The organism is Paenibacillus sp. PastF-3, assembly GCF_029893135.1.
In the GTDB taxonomy this organism is placed as follows: Bacteria; Bacillota; Bacilli; order Paenibacillales; family Paenibacillaceae; genus Paenibacillus_AQ; species Paenibacillus_AQ nitricinens.
The window spans coordinates 54,996-72,003 of the sequence record NZ_JARXWM010000011.1; the positions used below are offsets into that span (position 1 = coordinate 54,996).

Here is a 17,008-nt window from a genome sequence, read left to right on the forward strand (position 1 = left end):
GGGAGACTAAGCTCCCCTGTAGCTGTGATTAGCTCTTCACAGCACCAAGTGTCATACCTTGAACAAAGTACTTCTGAATGAACGGATACACCAACAAAATTGGTACGGTTACGACAATCGTAATCGCCATCTTGATAGACTCTGGCGAGACCTGATTCGAAGCTAGAGAAGCAATGTTGGAGCGGTAATCGCCACCATTACCACTGGTTGTACTCTGCAGAACCTTCATCAGTTCATATTGCAATGTCGTCAGCTGAGGGCTTGAACCATTATACAAATACGTATCAAACCATGCATTCCATTGACCTACCGCCAGGAACAGCGCGATTGTTGCTAGAGCCGGCTTCATCAGCGGCAGGATGACACGCCAGTAAATGGTAAAATCATTCGCTCCATCCAGTTTCGCCGATTCCTGCAGTGCATACGGCAGACCGTCAATAAAGGAGCGGATAACGAAGACATTAAAAGCACTAACTAATCCAGGCAATACGTAGACTGCAAAGCTGTTCATCATGTGCAGATCCTTGATCAGCATGTATATTGGAATCATCCCTCCAGAGATATACATGGTCATCGCCAAGAATGTGGAGACGAACTTGCGGCCTGCAAAGTCAGGACGACTGATCGTAAATGCTAGCATCGAGGCACTGATCAGTCCGAACAAAGTACCGATGACTGTCCGCAAAGCGGATATTTTGAACCCTGTCATCAGCCCTGCGAAACTGAAGATTTTCAAGTAATTGTCCCAGGTAAATTCCCGGGGATAAATGGTGATACCGCCGCGCACACTATCCACTGAATCATTCAGCGAGATCGCAAGCACATTCAGAAACGGATAGATCGTGATTACAACCACGAACAGTACTACGAAGTACACTATGAAGTCAAAGATCCGGTCTGACCACGACTTTCCGGTAATAGCTGTGTTCCCCACTGTAACGCTCTCCTTTCATGAAAAGGGCAATATTGCAGCCACGATTGGTAGAAGGTCTTCTGTGTTACAGAAGGCTCTCTTTAGTTGTACGCTTGAAGATTCCATTAATCGTAAACAGCAGGATTACACTGATCACTGAGTTGAATATATTGATCGCGGTACCGTAGGAATATCTCGCCATGCCTAGTCCGTATTTCAGAGAGTACAGATCCAGCACCTGAGAATAATCGGTAACGAGGTTGTTTCCAAGCAAGAATTGCTTCTCAAAGCCGATATTCAGCAAATTACCAATCGACATAATGAGTAGCACTGTAATAGTCGGCCGGATACCTGGAAGGGTAATATGCCATACTTGGCGGAGCCTGCTGGCTCCGTCTACCCGGGCCGCTTCGTACAGTTCAGGTCCGATACCCGAGATAGCTGCAAGGTAGATAATCGCATTCCACCCGGTTTCTTTCCACACATCTGATAAAGTAACGATTCCCCAGAAGAGATGGCCCTGAGCCATGAACTGAATAGGTGAGTCTATAAATCCAATTGTTAACAAGAGATCGTTTACAAGACCATTTTCACTAGATAACATTTTAGTTACAATCCCCGCTGCAACCACCCAAGATACAAAGTGGGGCAAATACGAGACCGTCTGAGCAAATCGTTTAAAAAATCCGAGGCGAACTTCGTTTAGCAATATTGCAAACGTTATCGGAAAGATAAAGCCTGCGATGAGACCCATTCCACTCATCGCCAGCGTATTACGCAGCGCCAGAAGGAATTGCGAGTCACTGAACAGTGTCTTAAAGTGTTCAAAACCTACCCATTCTTGTTCAAAAAAGCCACGTGCGGGCTTGTACTTTTGAAAAGCCATCGTCCAGCCCCATAAGGGGAGATAACTGAAAACGAATGCCCAGATGACAAAAGGTATCGACATCATCCACAAATACTTTTGATTCTTAAAGCTTCTCCAAAACCGTCCTCCTGAAGCAGGCTTTTTGTTGCGCATTCGGGTGTCCGGCGGGATTTGAGCAGTTACTGTGTCCGCTTTCATAAAGCCCCTCCTCTCTATGTCATAATTCTAAAACTTTGTAAGCGATTGCAGTACCCTATAAATTCGACTTAAAATCAGGTGAAAATTAGAGATTTTTGTCCGGGGTGAATTCTCATTTCGGCTCATCGACACAGGGGGGCTAATGCTGCTGGCGTCTGCATTATTCTTTGGATTGGACTTCTGGAAACACTCACCTGGATGTTAGTCGCTACGCGGAATATTTGGACTTCCGATCGCTGTTATCCTCAGATTTCCTGATATGAACCGCTTCTCGCGGTAGAAATCCGAGGATAAAGGCGAGCGCTCCGCTTCTACAGTTCCAAATATTCCTCTTCACTCCTTTTCCAGCAGATTTCATTGAACCGAAATCAAAAGAAAATGCATTATATCTCCGCCTGCATAAGCTTAACCAGGTATCTATTTAACTGCATTAATACTTCACCACGTACAATTGGTGGGAGTAGGGAAAACAAAAAAAAGACCCGTGGACTGAAGTTCGGAAAACCACCTGAACTCAGCCACGGGTATAACAGACAAGACAAGAACACCACACCATCCTTAGATGCTTTTTCGATAAGAAGTTGGTGAGATTCCTACATATTTACGGAACTTAGCATTGAAATAATCAGGGTTCATATATCCTACCTTCTCGGCCACCTCGTATACTTTCATCCCTTGCGTCAGAAATTCCTTAGCCTTCTCAATCCGCACTTTGTCCACGTACGTATTAAAATATTCCCCTGTCGTGTTCTTGAACATTTTGCCGAGATAAGCGCTGTTGTAACAAAACAACTCGGACAAGGTCTCTAGCTTTAGGTTCTCATTGTAGCGGCGGTTGATTATTTCTATGATCTTCTTTATTTCATTTCCACGCCCACTGGTCATCTGACCCGCAATTTCTTCGAGAAATGAGACAGCTTGATCCTGAAGATCAGATAAATAATAACTTTGATATAGCTCCCCTATTGGAGGGGAATGCTCTGCTGCATAGCTACGTATTTCCGGATACGTAGGCTCCAGACGGGCCAGCACAGTACTAAGGAGTCTCACAAAGGTCTCTTTAATTCGCAATTCGTCGCTGCCTGCAGATACAAGCTCAGCACAGATGGTCTGCACGATCGGTCGGATCGCGCCAAGACTTCCTGTCTCTACCGCAAGCAGCAGACGACTCTCTGTCTCTTGCGCGTCTTCACTCTCCTCTTTCATCTCCACCAGAAACCCTGAAGGATCTGCACTGATGATGATCCCCTTCTTGAAGAAGAAGGCGCGTCTTATTAGTTCACGTGCTGAATTAAACGATTCTCCCGCCATTTCAGGCCGAGGTACTACTCCCCCCGTTACTGCAATGAAGTCGTAACCCTTTGGTTCTATCACTGCAGATAACCCCTCATATAATTCTTCCCGTTTGCTTGTGCTCTGGTCCGGATCCTTCATGAGAATGCCCAAATACTGGGATAACGTAAAGAAAGAAGCATTAGGATGATTACTAAAATACTGTTCCATTACTATTTTGATTCCCCGGAGATCCTCATCATTTGCACCAGCTGTTTTTCTTAACGCAATGAGAATGACTTCATAATTCCCCTGATCGAGTCCTAGCGCATCCGCATGTCTGCTAAGGTCCTCCTCCAGTTCTTCCTCTGAAGTTGGCTGCAGAAGCGCACGAAGTAAAGTTTCTCTATTGCGAGCGGGCTCCTCCTCATTCCAGTCACTGAACCGCTGCTCCTGCTCGATCGTTTCATGTAGCTGTTCCAGACATACGATCATCTCATCCTCATCCACTGGCTTCAGCAAATAACCGTCAATCCGATAACCAATCGCCCGCTTAGCATATTCAAAATCCGCATGACCACTTAGAATAAGCACATGACTTTCTGAGCCTTCTTTTCGAAGCTCACTAATCATTTCTAGACCATCCATTCCAGGCATACGAATATCAGCAACGATCAGCTCCGGGTAGAAGGTATGATACTTTTCAAGTGCTTGCAAGCCATTAGCTGCTGTAGCTACCACCGTATAACCGAGTCTCTCCCATGGGATTAGACTCCGCAGTCCTTCCCGCAGCTTCGGCTCATCATCGACAATCATCACTTTTATCATAGATTGTTGTCCTCCATTGGTATGCAGAAGAAAATAACCGTTCCTACATTAGGTTTACTCTCAATCGTTAGCCCATACTCTGCGCCATAAGATAGTTTTAGCCGGTCATGGACATTACGAAGGCCAATTCGCTCACCTTCACGCTCTTCCTGGCGCTCAAGGGTGTTCTGTAATTCCTCCAGCTTAATTGGAGATATCCCCACTCCATTATCTGTAATCGTAAATTTAGCATGATCTCCAACTTGTATAACTTCCACCGTCACAAATGCTCCCTCCATCGTATTATCCAGTCCATGGATTACTGCGTTCTCGACAAGCGGCTGAATAAGGAGTGGAGGCATGTAAAGGGTTTCAACGGCAGGGTCTACGGTAAATTGATATTTCAACCTCTCCTCATAACGGAATTGCTGAATATCCAAGTAACAGCGTACCACTTCTAATTCCTGACTAAGCAAAACTTTACTTCGTCCTACCTCCAGGCTACTGCGCATCATTTTACCCAAAAGACGTACTACGCGAGCAATTTCCACTTGCCCTTTCATGTGAGCTTCCATTCGAATCGCTTCTAATGCATTAAACAAGAAATGAGGGTTAATCTGGCTTGCCAGCATTTTGAATCGTATATCATTCTGTTTCTGTTCTAAAAGACGGTTCTGAGCATTGGATTCCTGTACCTCATACATCAAATCATTAACGCTACGCACCATGGAATTGAATTGACGAGCTAACAGGGCGATTTCATCCTTGCCATCAATTTTTAATGTCGTATCAAAATCCCCGGTACTGACTCGGTTAATATGTCTGCTTAAATGCAGCAATCGTCGTGAGAACAACGAAGAGAAGCTATATATAATTAAAAAGGCTAGAAGAACACTTATCGCAACTACAGTAATCGAAAGCTTAATCACTTGATTGGGTTCTTTCACAATACTTTCAATGGAAAAGACAGATATAATTCGTAGTGCATTTCGGCTAGATTGTGGTTTAAGCTCCTCGATCACAATTTTGGAGGCTTCACCATCTACTACTGCTTCATAGCTTCCACTCCCCTGGCCCAAGAGCTTGGTGTCAAAAGAAACATCCGCTAGCTTTTTACCTGTTCGATCTTTCCGGTTCGCTGCAATGATATTGTCCTGATCATCGACGATCATCGTATCGAAAGACTCCTGGCTTAGTATGGATGCAAGCTGCTGACTGTTCACATTAATAACGAGAACACCGATTTTGCTGGAGCCCTCCAGCTCGATTTTGCGAACAAGACTTAAATAATTCCGCTTATCACGCTCATCTTCGATATATTCCCAACCGACAAAGCTATCGTACCGCTGTGCTCTCTGATACCACTCACTCTCCTTAATTGCAGGAGAAGGATTGATCAGCTCCCAGTTGTTAAGGAGCGTAGCATTGTCAGTGTATAAACGAATGTTAGATATATCTTTATACAACCTAAGGTACTCACGCATATCCGAGTAATCGCGGTAAGCTTCCACCACATCATAAGTGCTAACATACTGACGAATGGCAAGTCTTTTTAACCGTGCATCATTACTCAATCGATATGCAATATCTTGAGATACACCGATGACTTCCTCCGTTCTTTTTTTTACCCGATCCACGTTGATTGAAGCTTGTTCCAGTGCGCTCTGAAACGCCATGGTTCTCATCTCAAACGTAAGATACCCGCCTACCAGTAATACCGGAAGTAACGTGGTGAGTAAAAAAGCAAGCAACAGCTTATTGCGGATTTTGATGTCATTCAACAGCCTAACCATCCATTGGAACATGGCCTTCCGCCCCCCGAAACCTTCACTACCTCATGCAGAGCTTATCTCTGCCTAGAGATACCCATACTTTACAGAAGAAAAATAAGTACGGCAACAACTTCATGTTCATAAAAAGGTCCTCCGCCATATGCGAAAGACCTTTTTTATCAGACATATCAAGCATAATCCCTTCGGCGTCCTTATTTATTGGCGGTATGCTGCCAGCTTGTTATTCAGTTCACGGGTCTGACCGTAGACTTCCTGATAGAGGTTAAATAAGCCGTCATAGATTGCCGCTTGCTTCGGATCTGGTTTATATACATCCGCAGGACGGATGAAAGCTTCTGCACATGCACTAAGAGAAGTGAACCAGCCGCTACCGTAAGCTGCCAACATCGCTGCTCCCATAGCCGGACCTTGCTCACTTTCAAGCTTCACGATGGATGCATTGAAAATATCTGCTTGCATCTGGAGCCAGGCCTCATTTTTAGCCCCGCCACCGATCGCAATGATTTCTGTAATCTCTTTGCCTGAATCACGTACAATCTCGATAGATTCACGTAGCGAAAAGGTAATGCCTTCTAATACGGAACGTGTAAAATGAGTCAACGTATGCCCTGAATCCATACCAATAAAGCTTCCACGAATATTCGCATCTGGATGAGGTGTACGTTCCCCTACGATATAAGGTGTAAAGAGCAGTCCGCCGCTACCCGCTGGAATGGAGGACACTCCACTTAGCAATTCATCAAAGCTCTTGTCCGCCGCAAAGGTTTCTTTGAACCATGTAAGGCTATGCCCAGCCGCAAGAGTAACGCCCATAATATAGTAGGCATCCTTTTCACCATGGTTGAAGAAATGGACTTTGCCTTCGAGGTTTAAATCTTTATTGCTCTCATAGGAAAGGACCACACCCGATGTACCAATACTGCACATCGTCCGTCCTTCACCAAGGACACCCGCTCCGAGTGCGCCGCATGCATTATCCGCGCCACCAGCAAATACCTTTGTGGATGATAAAAGACCTGATGCTTCCGCAATATCCGGCAATAACGTTCCTGTCTGTTCAAAGGACTCTACCAGTCTAGGACAAAGGGAAATCGGCAGTTCAAAAGCTTCAGCAATTTCAGCACTCCAAGTTTTAGAACCTACATCTAATAGAAGCGTTCCTGCAGCATCGGAATAATCCATCGCATAATCACCGGTCAACCGGAGACGCACATAGTCTTTGGGCAACAGGAACTGATGCGCTTGTGATAATACCTCAGGTTCATTCTCTTGTACCCATAGAATTTTAGGGAGTGTGAAGCCTTCCAGCGCACGGTTTCTAGCAACCTCAATAAGCTTTGCTCCGAGCGTCTTCTCTATTCTTCTGCACTGTGCAGTAGTACGTGTATCATTCCAAAGAATGGCCGGACGAAGCACTTGTCCGTCCTTATCGACCAGAACTAATCCGTGCATTTGCCCGGAGAAGCTAAGACCGTCAACTTGTGATGGGTCTATGCCTGATACTTCAATCAAGCGACGAAGACTGACTAGCGTGCCTTTTACCCAGTCCTCAGGATTTTGTTCGCTCCAGTTTGGCTGTGGTCTGCTTAGCGGGTAGGACTCGGAATGCTCAAAAGCCACCTTGCCTTGTGGGTCCACTAAAACAGTCTTCACTGCGCTAGTGCCCAAATCTACACCTATAACGTATTTCATTTTTGACCTCCTAAAAGTTTTGTGAGCATAGGCTTCATTGAATTACTTCGAACAAAACTCACTTCGTAAGCATCGGCTTTAGTTTTGTGAGCATAGGCTTCATTGAATTACTTCGAACAAAACTCGCTTCGTAAGCATCGGCTTTAGTTTTGTGAGCATAGGCTTCATTGAATTACTTCGAACAAAACTCGCTTCGTAAGCATCCGCTTAGATTTATGAGCGCTTACTACGTTGAACTACATCGAATAAAACTCGCTTCGTAAGCATCCACTTAGTTTTGTGAGCGTTTCTAGAATTTCTTTGAACAAAAAGGGGACTGCCGAAGAATGCTCTCTTCAGCAACCCCCGTTGCATTTGTTCATAATGCGCTCAAGGCGTATGCCTTAAGCTCCCTATAAGCACTACTCAGCCAAGATGTATTGGTTAAGTGTAGCTCTCAGGTATTCTTGACGTCCGGATTGGTTAGGACGTGGGTTCTCATTGTTCAAAGCATATTCAGCCAAAGAAGCCAGAGTTGCTTTGCCGGACACGATATCCGCACCAACACCTTCATTGAAGCTGCTGTAGCGTTTGTCGACGAAATCTTCGAATACGCGGTCTTCGATCAATTTAGCAGCTACTTTCAAGCCTTTTGCATAAGTATCCATACCAGCGATATGTGCTAAGAACAGATCCTCAGGCTCGAAGGAAGGACGACGTACTTTAGAGTCAAAGTTGATTCCGCCTTTGCCAAGACCATCATTCTTGAGTACTTCATACAGTGTGAGTGTTGCATCGTAGATGTTCACTGGGAATTCATCAGTATCCCATCCGAGCAATGTATCCCCTTGGTTGGCATCAAGCGATCCAAGCATGCCGTTGATACGAGCTACACGAAGCTCATGTTCAAAGGTATGACCTGCAAGTGTAGCATGGTTAGCTTCTAGGTTCAGCTTGAAGTGCTTGTCGAGGTTGTATTTTTGTAAGAATGAGATCGTTGTTGCTGCATCAAAATCATATTGATGTTTCGTAGGCTCTTTTGGTTTAGGCTCGATCAGGAATTGACCGTCAAAGCCGATTTCCTTAGCGTAATCTACAGCCATGCTGAACAGACGAGCAATGTTGTCTTGTTCAAGACCCATATCTGTATTCAGCAATTCTTCGTAACCTTCACGACCGCCCCAGAATACATAGTTGCTAGCGCCCAAACGTTTACCTACTTCCAAACCTTTCTTCACTTGTGCTGCTGCGTGTGCAAAAACATCAGCATTAGGTGTAGAACCTGCACCGTGCATGTAACGTGGGTTAGTGAACATATTAGCTGTATTCCACAACAATTTCTTGCCGGAAGTCTTCATGCCTTGTTCTAGGATATCAACGATAGTGTCGATGTTGCTATAGAATTCACGCAAAGATGCGCCTTCAGGTGCGATATCTACATCATGGAAGCAGAAGTAAGGCAGATCCATCTTGTCCATAAATTCAAATGATGCTTCAGCGCGAGCCTTAGCTTTGTCCAGACCGTTCAATTTGTTCCAGCTGCGAATTGCTGTTTCAGCGCCAAACGGATCAGAACCGCCAGCAGTTAATGTATGCCAATAAGCCATTGCAAATTTCAGATGCTCTTCCATAGTTTTGCCGGCTACGACTTCTTTAGGATTGTAGAATTTAAATGCGAAAGGGTTGGTGGAACGGCTTCCCTCGTAAGAGATTTTGTTCACTGTCTCAAAATAAGCCATTGTGTAATCCTCCTCAATTTGTGCTTCGCCCGCAAGCGTTTACAGGATCATCTTAACACATCTTTCGGACTTTGTATATTGGTTAAACAAAGTTTTGAAAAGTTTTTTATATCCATTTTTTTGACTCTATCTAGCCTCCTCTCTCCGCTTCCCAAATATAGGAGAGCCCTGTTGGAAATTTCCCTCTAGACGCTATGTATTGCAATTTCCAGCACATCACTCTAGACTAAGTGGCATATAACAAATGGGAACAATGCCAAGCTAAAACGCCTTTAGCGTCCTTTTAAGGACGGTAAGCGTTTATGCGAGAATTATAAGGAGAAAGTATACCGTGAAGCTTATACTTTCTTATAATTTAAGAAGGATGTGTGATTTGTGAAGGTTACTGGAGACCAAGCACTGGTCAAAAAAATAAATAAATCGATTGTACTACATACCATTCGAAAACACTCTCCACTCTCGCGCGCGAAGGTCTCAGAGATGACCGGACTGAATAAAGCTACTGTGTCCAATCTGGTAGCCGAGCTGTGCACGCAAGAATTGGTAACTGAAGTCGGACCTGGGGAATCAAGCGGTGGCCGCAAACCATTAATGCTGCATTTCAACACGATGGCTGGTAGTGTAATCGGCATAGAATTGCGGGTAAAGCAACTAACAGCGGTCTTATGTGATCTGAGCGGGGGCATTCTTTACGAAAGCGATTTCTCCTTAGAAAACCATGATTTCCCTTACGTTCTGGAACAAATGAAAAAACTTATCTCAAGCTTGATTATCAATGCTCCAGAATCCCCTTACGGTATCGTCGGTATCGGAGTAGGTGTCCCCGGCATGGTGGATGAAAATGGTGTTGTACTCTTCGCTCCCAACCTTGGCTGGGAAATGGTCGAGCTGCGAGCGATACTGGAAGCTGAATTTTCAGTTCCTGTCACCATTGATAACGAAGCGAACGCAGGTGCACAGGGTGAACTCAACTTTGGTGCGGCACGAGAGGTAAGGCATCTCCTTTACATCAGTGCGGGATCAGGGATTGGATCTGGAATTATTATTGGTGGAGAGCTATACAAGGGTGCAAGAGGATATGCCGGCGAAACCGGACATATGACGATTGAAGCACAAGGCAAGCCTTGCAGTTGCGGGAGTCGTGGCTGTTGGGAGTTATATGCTTCTGAGAGAACTTATGATAATCCCGATCTCTCCCTCCCTGCCCATACTACGCCAGAGCTGGTTCGATATGCAGCCAGCGGGCAAGAAGACGCTCTGCATCACTTCTCAACGATGGGCGAATATCTCGGTATCGGGGTGACCAATCTAATCAATAGCTTCAATCCCGAGCTTATTGTGATTGGTGGGGCATTGTCTGAGGCTGAAGAATGGCTAGGCGAACCGCTGCGCCGGGTTGTAGCTGAGCGTACTCTTCCTTACCATAAGCAGCAACTCGAAATTACATTCTCTAAGCTCGGCAGCCGTGGAACGATGATCGGCGCAGGTTTCTCTGCTGTTATGCATTTCCTGGGCGACATTCGAGTGACTCTATAGTCCATAACGGTAGGCGTTTTATGTGAGAAATATAAGAATAATTTATAGCGTGGAACATATACATTCTTATATTTTGAAATAATTGACGTAAAATTGACGCATTTGAGTGAATCAAAAGTGCAGTAAAAGGAACAGAAATCCTATATAATAAAGGTCAAGCTAGTGTGACATTTATCACTACAACCCCTTTTTTGAAATGGAGAGCGAGTCCATGACCTATGTTGATACGTCTGATATCTCGGCACAGATGTTCATCACTGTGTTGCTTTTTCTGCTCATTATTGCCCCTTTGATCAGCCTCGGTGTGCTCCGTTTTTTTCAAGCTAAAAAGAAATCAGGATTTATTCTTATTGGCAGCGGGGTTGCTGTATACGCGCTATTTCAGATCATTACATCTTTCACTCAAACCTAAATTCTACTTCTAGATCTACTTTCATAAAAATAGTCTGCGCACAGATGCGTCAGACTATTTTTTATATGCTAAAAGCTCACAACAAAAAAGACCGCCTCCAGACCGGAAGCGGTCTATTACAATTCCCTTGCGGAAATCTTATTTAATTAAACAGTTGAAAGTGCTTTGTCGAACTGCGTTTTGTTCATGCCAACAATTTTATGCTCACCGATTACAGTTACAGGAATAGCTCTCACGCCCATGTCCCATACTTGCTGCGCAAAATCATCGCTCTGCTCGACATTGCGTTCTTCGTAGGATACGCCTTTTTCGCTTAAAAAGCTCTTCACCTGACGGCAATGCGGGCAATTTGTTGAGGTATATACAATTACTTTCTCCATGATATGACCTCCTATAAAAGATATACAGTGATGATATCAATGTAGCATTGAAGGCTTTTCAAACCCAATTATAGAATGACTGCACTGTGCTCCAAGCTTTCGATATATTTCTCAGCATCCATAGCTGCCATACATCCACTACCTGCTGCAGTAATCGCTTGTCTGTAACGAGTATCCTGCACATCACCACATGCGAAGACGCCTGGGATATTAGTTTCGGAAGTGCCTGGGTTCGTCATGATATAGCCATCCGCATTGGTTGTGATTTGTCCACCTAAGAAAGAGGTATTAGGATGGTGACCAATCGCAACAAACACACCGCTTGCTTCGATGATTTCTTCTTCTCCAGTCTCATTGTTAAGCACTTTTAGTCCATTGACGCCTCTTTCGCTCGAAGTCACTTCCAAAGGAGTACGGTTCAAGTTCCAGTCTACTTTAACATTTGCGCGTACGCGATCCTGCATGATCTTCGAAGCACGCAATTCTCCACGACGGTGTACCAAAGTCACTTTGGAAGCAAAACGAGTCAAGAAACCCGCTTCCTCAAGTGCCGAATCTCCACCGCCAACAACCACGATTTCTTTATTACGGAAGAAAAATCCGTCACAGGTAGCGCAAGTGCTAACACCACGTCCCACGTTATCTTGCTCCCCTGGGATACCGAGGTATTTTGCTGTAGCGCCTGTGGAAATGATCAATGTATCTGTAGTAAGAACACCCATTCCTTCAACATTCAGCTTAAAAGGACGCTCTCCAAGTTCTACACTGTTCACCCAGCCCGTACGGAATTCCGCACCAAAACGTTCAGCTTGTTTACGCATATTATCCATCAAGTCAGGGCCCATGATTCCTTCAGGAAATCCAGGGAAATTCTCCACTTCTGTAGTTGTGGTTAATTGTCCACCGGGTTGGGGTCCTTCGATTACTAGTGGGTTCAAATTGGCACGAGCCAAATAGATAGCGGCGGTTAATCCTGCCGGTCCAGTACCAACAATTATTGATTTATACATATCTATGTCCTCCTTGAGCTAAACGGCAATGACGTCGCTTCTTATTTAAAATAATTATAATGTAGTGTTAATTATGATAACTGAAAGCAAATATGTCAATATGCCAGACTCCCAAGTCCCGAAACTATTTTGTGAACAATTTAATTTCAAGAAATATTATCTCAATAATCTTAGTCCATTTAGAATCACTAATATTGTACTGCCTTCATGACCTATCACGCCAAAAGGAAGGGCAATTCCTTGCACAAAGTTGCTGATCATAAGCACTGCGATCACAGTCACAGCAAAGATCATATTTTGTTTCACAATACGCTGTGAACGGCGTGCCAATGATATCGTGGAAGCAATCTCTTCTATATTATCATTCATTAGCACTACATCGGCTATTTCGAGTGCTGCTCCGCTCCCTTTCATGCCCATACCCATGCCTACGGTAGCTGTCGCCAAAGCTGGTGCATCATTCACACCATCACCTACCATAACGACGTGACCATACTTTTCACGCAATGCCTTGATATGCTTCACTTTATCCTCTGGTAATAGATCGGCAAATACCATATCTACGCCAGTTGTACCTGCAATAACCTGAGCCGTAGCCTCACGGTCACCTGTAAGCATGGCTACTTTAATCCCAAGTTCGTGCAGCTTCCGCACTGCGGCTTCTGCTTGTGGACGAACCGTATCCTGCAAAGCAATCATTCCGGCAATTTGCTCACCGTCCAGAATGATGGAGACCGTCTTTCCTTCTTCAGCCAACTGCTGCCTCTTAAGTTTCCAATGCTCTAGTTCAGGATTCATAGCAGATGGAGCCAGCTCATCGAGCAAATTAGACTTTCCGATTCTCCAAAGACGTCCGTCGATTTGACCTTCAATTCCCCAGCCTGTGATGGTCTTACTGTCCTCTACTCCCTGTAGCTCTAAACCTTCCTCTTCCGCTTTACGCACAATCGCTTCCGCCAGTGGATGGCGGGACATATGCTCAATGGATGCGCTAACCGTTAGCAACTCGTGCCGACTGTAGCCTTCACCTGCAATAAAATCAGTTACCTGAGGAGTTCCCTCTGTAAGCGTCCCTGTCTTATCGAATGCCACAACCGTTGTACGTGCCATATTTTCCAAATGGACCCCGCCTTTAAACAGAACCCCTTTTCGCGCACTTTTGGAGATGGCTGACAGCATCGCCGGCATTATGGAAGAGACCAAAGCGCAAGGTGATGCTACTACTAGAAAGACCATCGCTTTATAGAAAGTTGCGCTCCAGCTCCAGTCCAGCAAAAACGGTGGAAGTATAATCAGTGCCACTGTCGAGGCAACGACAACCCGTGCATAGATGGCTTCTAGTCTTTTAATAAAACGCTGCGAGTTTGGAACTTCCGTTTCTGCCTCTTCTACCATTTTGATGATTTTAGCAAAAAGGGTATTCTCAGCTGCTTTCGTTACCTCAATATAAAGGGGACCTTCTCCATTCACAGTGCCTGCAAAAACTTCGCTACCAGCACGTTTCTCTACAGGAACCGATTCTCCCGTAATGGAAGCCTGATCTACTGCCGATTCCCCCCGATATACTTTACCGTCTGCAGGAATCAAATCTCCCGGGCGCACAAGCAACAGATCTCCGATCACCAGCTGGTCGATATTGACCTCATTCATACTTCCTTTTTCAATGCGCATAGCCGTGGCCGGCTTGAGTGCCATCAGCGAGGAAATATCCTTTTTACTACGTTCCATCGTATAGCTCTCTAATGCTCCACTGAGTGCAAAAATGAAAATAAGCATAGCTCCTTCATTCCAGTACCCAATAGAGGCTGCGCCCAGTGCGGCTGCAATCATTAATAGGTTTACATCGAGATCTCGTTCTTTGACGAGCGTCTCTACGCCTTCCTTCGCTTTGTTCCAGCCACCAATCGTATAAGAAATGATATAGAGTGTTATGGAAAGAAACTCTGACCATCCACCAACTGACCAAGCAAAAAGCATTAGCAGTCCGCTGCCCAGAGCAGCCTGCATTTCAGAATTTCTGAGCATGGCACGCGGATCGAACCGACGCTTTGGAGCGCCTGGCTTCTTCATACTGCCAGAGATAGATGACTGCTTGGGTAAATGTTTTGATGTTGCTTGCATAATAATCGCCGTCCTTTAAAGTTTTGTGAAGCTTAACTTCATTTGATTTCTCTTCGAAACAAAACTCTCTTCGTAAGCTTACGCTTTGTTTTGTGTAGCTTTGTTTTGTGTAGCTTTGTTTTGTGTAACTTAGCTTCATGTGACTTTTCTTCGCAACAAAACTTGCTTCGTGAGCATACGCTTTGTTTTATGGAGTTTTGCTTCTGCCAAATGAGAATGAGAGCCATTATTAAGACCCCTAAAATGACACATGCTGCCCCGGCTTAGCCGGGACAGCATGATTGATAACTATGGGTAGTGAGAATGATAATCATTGTTGCAATAGTACAACTATATTTCCTTAGTGCAACTTATATTTTATATCATACCATCAGAAATGAAAAAGTAAAGCCTATCTATTCAACTAACCCAAGAGGTCTGACCGCCGTTATGGGCCAAGCACCACACGCCGGAAATCAATTTCAGCTACCCGCTTAGTGGCGTATTTTTCTTAATAGCTGATCCTCAAGCTGTGCCTTCGTTTCACGGGTTTTGGACTTTTCTCCGGCGGGGAAAGAAAAAAGCTCCGCATGAAAACCGTTCTGAATCAGCTGTTCCAGTAAGGCTTGTCCATACAGCACTTCAACTTTGGAATCCGTAATTATCGCAAATTTGCTCACATTCTCTACGATTCCTTGTTTTAAGTCCTCTATTAATGAGTTAAATAAAGTTTCACCGATCTCAATGTCGTAAGAATGGTCAACAATCTTCTTCAGGGCAACTCTAAAATTTGCGGACATGCGCAGCGCCTCTTTTCAGCAGGGTGCTAATAGATTCGATCCGCCTCTTCCATTATCCTTTTTATGTAAATTAATAAAGGTCTGAAAGCAAATCGTCTGGAGCAAGACGATTTGACCCTGAAGACAGGATTTATAAATGAAACGCTCAACATGAAGAAGATCCCCCAACAATAAATTACAGTGAGCATTCAATAACGAAGAGCAGTGATCCTCTAATCATAAAGAGCAGTGATTCTCCAATAACGGCAGAATCCCTGCTCTCTTGTCTTTTTATCTTATTTAGAAGAAGAAGCGGCTTATGTGACAGCCGCTTCGTTGTTGTCCTACTGCCTTCCACCGGCGGTAGTGTCCAGTGTTTTCTGCTGCCTGGCGATCCAGATCAGACAGGCTGCTCTAAGCAGCGCTTCGGTCCGCTGGCCGGCGCTGCAAAAGATCCCGCTGAAGCCGATCTGATACAGATCGGCCAAAGCCGACGCCGCCGGAGTCCCCGCGGCGAGAACTACCGCCGCCGGCTTCACGCTCCGCACGGCGGCAAGGATCTCCCCCGCCGCCAGGGCAAAGCCCTCTGCGGCGGCCCCCTCCGGCGCGAGCTCGCTCGCTGCGCCGTCGAGCACTAGGAAATCGGCGATGCGCGCGATTTCCGCGGCGGCGGAGGGCGCCACATCGGGCGCGATCAGCGCCCCGATGCGGCACGCCGCCGCATAAGCGTGGCCGAGGGTCTGATCGGCCACGACCTCGATGAATTCGCGCTTTGCCGCGAATTCGGCTCCGCTTGCGGTGTAGGCGGCCAGCAGGTCCAGGCGGCAATCGCCGCCTTGCCGCTGGCTCTCCGCCACCGCAGTAAAAAGCGCTTCGAGCTGCGCGTCCTGAAGCGCGGTGAGCTTTGCGGGCTGCGTCGCAAGCTCCTCTGGATGCAGCAGCGTAACTGCTGCCCATTCACCATCCGGTGATTCCAGCAGCGCAGTCGTCGCTGCCTGCAATCGATAATAAATCCGCTGCAGCATTCGATTAGCCTGCAGCTCATCTTCACTGGATAACCAGTTCTCATAAAGACAGAACAATTCAGGTTCGAGCAGCCATTCCTCACTTCGTATCAGACAAGGGCCAGCTTGAACGGATCTTATTCCTTCCCTTGTTGCAGGGCGCTCTTCACGTTCTTCTCGTCCTTCACGCAGCACTAAGAAGGCCGACGGTTCCCCAGGCCGCTTAAAATAAGAACGGTTCAAAGGTTCTACGACATCCTTCTGCTCTACTCCGTTGATAAATTCTGCGGCAGCGGAGGCTACAGATCCGGCTTGGCTCATCTCCATCCCAACAGCCCGATCACTGGCCTTATACATGAACTTGAACGGGCGCTCTTCACTACTCCGAAAACCATCCTGCTGACGTTCACCCTTCATCTTCGCACCCACCCTTTATCTTTGGATTGCTGCCGGTACGCTAGTACATAAACATCATGCCACCGACATCTTATTACCACACTTATAAATACGGGAACCTCACATGAAA

Annotated in this window: 13 protein-coding genes; 2 read left to right on the forward strand and 11 right to left on the reverse strand. The window is 45.7% G+C overall.

Annotated elements, in window-relative coordinates; genetic code table 11:
- Positions 1 to 28: 28 nt before the first annotated feature.
- The 6 genes from M2444_RS20840 to xylA all read right to left on the reverse strand — a co-directional run bounded on the left by M2444_RS20840 (position 29) and on the right by xylA (position 9,261).
- Complete coding sequence (locus tag M2444_RS20840; RefSeq protein ID WP_094872458.1) at positions 29 to 934, reverse strand: carbohydrate ABC transporter permease; 906 nt, start codon at positions 932 to 934, stop codon at positions 29 to 31.
- Positions 935 to 998: 64 nt separating this feature from the next.
- The gene (locus tag M2444_RS20845) at positions 999 to 1,934 is read right to left on the reverse strand and encodes an ABC transporter permease (protein ID WP_256989940.1); all 936 of its coding nucleotides are present in this window, start codon (positions 1,932 to 1,934) and stop codon (positions 999 to 1,001) included.
- 603 nt (positions 1,935 to 2,537) lie between these two features.
- Positions 2,538 to 4,079: a response regulator transcription factor gene (locus tag M2444_RS20850; RefSeq protein WP_094870984.1), complete on the reverse strand. Its 1,542-nt coding sequence runs from the start codon at positions 4,077 to 4,079 to the stop codon at positions 2,538 to 2,540.
- A complete protein-coding gene (locus tag M2444_RS20855) occupies positions 4,076 to 5,863 on the reverse strand; it encodes a sensor histidine kinase (RefSeq protein WP_094870985.1) in 1,788 nt (595 codons plus the stop codon). Before M2444_RS20855 ends, M2444_RS20850 begins: the two co-directional genes overlap by 4 nt.
- A gap of 183 nt (positions 5,864 to 6,046) precedes the next feature.
- Positions 6,047 to 7,543: a xylulokinase gene (gene xylB, locus M2444_RS20860; RefSeq protein WP_280787926.1), complete on the reverse strand. Its 1,497-nt coding sequence runs from the start codon at positions 7,541 to 7,543 to the stop codon at positions 6,047 to 6,049.
- 401 nt (positions 7,544 to 7,944) lie between these two features.
- Positions 7,945 to 9,261, reverse strand: coding sequence for a xylose isomerase (gene xylA / locus M2444_RS20865; RefSeq protein ID WP_094870989.1), 1,317 nt, complete (start codon positions 9,259 to 9,261; stop codon positions 7,945 to 7,947).
- Positions 9,262 to 9,636: 375 nt separating this feature from the next.
- Here xylA and M2444_RS20870 point away from each other — a divergent pair, with 375 nt between their 5' ends.
- Both M2444_RS20870 and M2444_RS20875 read left to right on the forward strand, forming a co-directional pair.
- Positions 9,637 to 10,797 (forward strand): ROK family protein, encoded by a 1,161-nt coding sequence (locus M2444_RS20870; RefSeq protein WP_280787927.1) that lies wholly within the window; start codon positions 9,637 to 9,639, stop codon positions 10,795 to 10,797.
- A gap of 211 nt (positions 10,798 to 11,008) precedes the next feature.
- Positions 11,009 to 11,209 carry a hypothetical protein gene (locus tag M2444_RS20875; RefSeq protein WP_094870992.1) on the forward strand — a complete coding sequence of 67 codons (201 nt, stop codon included), beginning with the start codon at positions 11,009 to 11,011 and terminating at the stop codon, positions 11,207 to 11,209.
- Positions 11,210 to 11,355: 146 nt separating this feature from the next.
- Here M2444_RS20875 and M2444_RS20880 read toward each other — a convergent pair whose 3' ends face one another.
- From M2444_RS20880 to M2444_RS20900, 5 genes are all read right to left on the reverse strand, one after another.
- Positions 11,356 to 11,589 (reverse strand): glutaredoxin family protein, encoded by a 234-nt coding sequence (locus M2444_RS20880; RefSeq protein ID WP_094870993.1) that lies wholly within the window; start codon positions 11,587 to 11,589, stop codon positions 11,356 to 11,358.
- 68 nt (positions 11,590 to 11,657) lie between these two features.
- Positions 11,658 to 12,599, reverse strand: a complete 942-nt coding sequence (gene trxB, locus M2444_RS20885) for a thioredoxin-disulfide reductase (protein WP_042191901.1) — start codon at positions 12,597 to 12,599, stop codon at positions 11,658 to 11,660.
- Positions 12,600 to 12,755: 156 nt separating this feature from the next.
- Positions 12,756 to 14,720, reverse strand: coding sequence for a heavy metal translocating P-type ATPase (locus M2444_RS20890; protein WP_348536929.1), 1,965 nt, complete (start codon positions 14,718 to 14,720; stop codon positions 12,756 to 12,758).
- Positions 14,721 to 15,193: 473 nt separating this feature from the next.
- Positions 15,194 to 15,499 carry a hypothetical protein gene (locus M2444_RS20895; protein WP_280787928.1) on the reverse strand — a complete coding sequence of 102 codons (306 nt, stop codon included), beginning with the start codon at positions 15,497 to 15,499 and terminating at the stop codon, positions 15,194 to 15,196.
- Positions 15,500 to 15,822: 323 nt separating this feature from the next.
- A complete protein-coding gene (locus M2444_RS20900) occupies positions 15,823 to 16,899 on the reverse strand; it encodes a hypothetical protein (protein WP_280787929.1) in 1,077 nt (358 codons plus the stop codon).
- Between the last annotated feature and the right edge of the window lie 109 nt (positions 16,900 to 17,008).

Bases quoted from the DNA above. Each gene is read 5' to 3' on its own strand.
- M2444_RS20845 (WP_256989940.1), bottom strand. From the start codon at position 1,934: ATGCGCAACAAAAAGCCTGCTTCAGGAGGACGGTTTTGGAGAAGCTTT.
- M2444_RS20850 (WP_094870984.1), bottom strand. From the start codon at position 4,079: ATGATAAAAGTGATGATTGTCGATGATGAGCCGAAGCTGCGGGAAGGA.
- M2444_RS20855 (WP_094870985.1), bottom strand. From the start codon at position 5,863: ATGTTCCAATGGATGGTTAGGCTGTTGAATGACATCAAAATCCGCAAT.
- xylB (WP_280787926.1), bottom strand. From the start codon at position 7,543: ATGAAATACGTTATAGGTGTAGATTTGGGCACTAGCGCAGTGAAGACT.
- xylA (WP_094870989.1), bottom strand. From the start codon at position 9,261: ATGGCTTATTTTGAGACAGTGAACAAAATCTCTTACGAGGGAAGCCGT.
- M2444_RS20875 (WP_094870992.1), top strand. From the start codon at position 11,009: ATGACCTATGTTGATACGTCTGATATCTCGGCACAGATGTTCATCACT.
- M2444_RS20880 (WP_094870993.1), bottom strand. From the start codon at position 11,589: ATGGAGAAAGTAATTGTATATACCTCAACAAATTGCCCGCATTGCCGT.
- trxB (WP_042191901.1), bottom strand. From the start codon at position 12,599: ATGTATAAATCAATAATTGTTGGTACTGGACCGGCAGGATTAACCGCC.
- M2444_RS20890 (WP_348536929.1), bottom strand. From the start codon at position 14,720: ATGCAAGCAACATCAAAACATTTACCCAAGCAGTCATCTATCTCTGGC.
- M2444_RS20895 (WP_280787928.1), bottom strand. From the start codon at position 15,499: ATGTCCGCAAATTTTAGAGTTGCCCTGAAGAAGATTGTTGACCATTCT.
- M2444_RS20900 (WP_280787929.1), bottom strand. From the start codon at position 16,899: ATGAAGGGTGAACGTCAGCAGGATGGTTTTCGGAGTAGTGAAGAGCGC.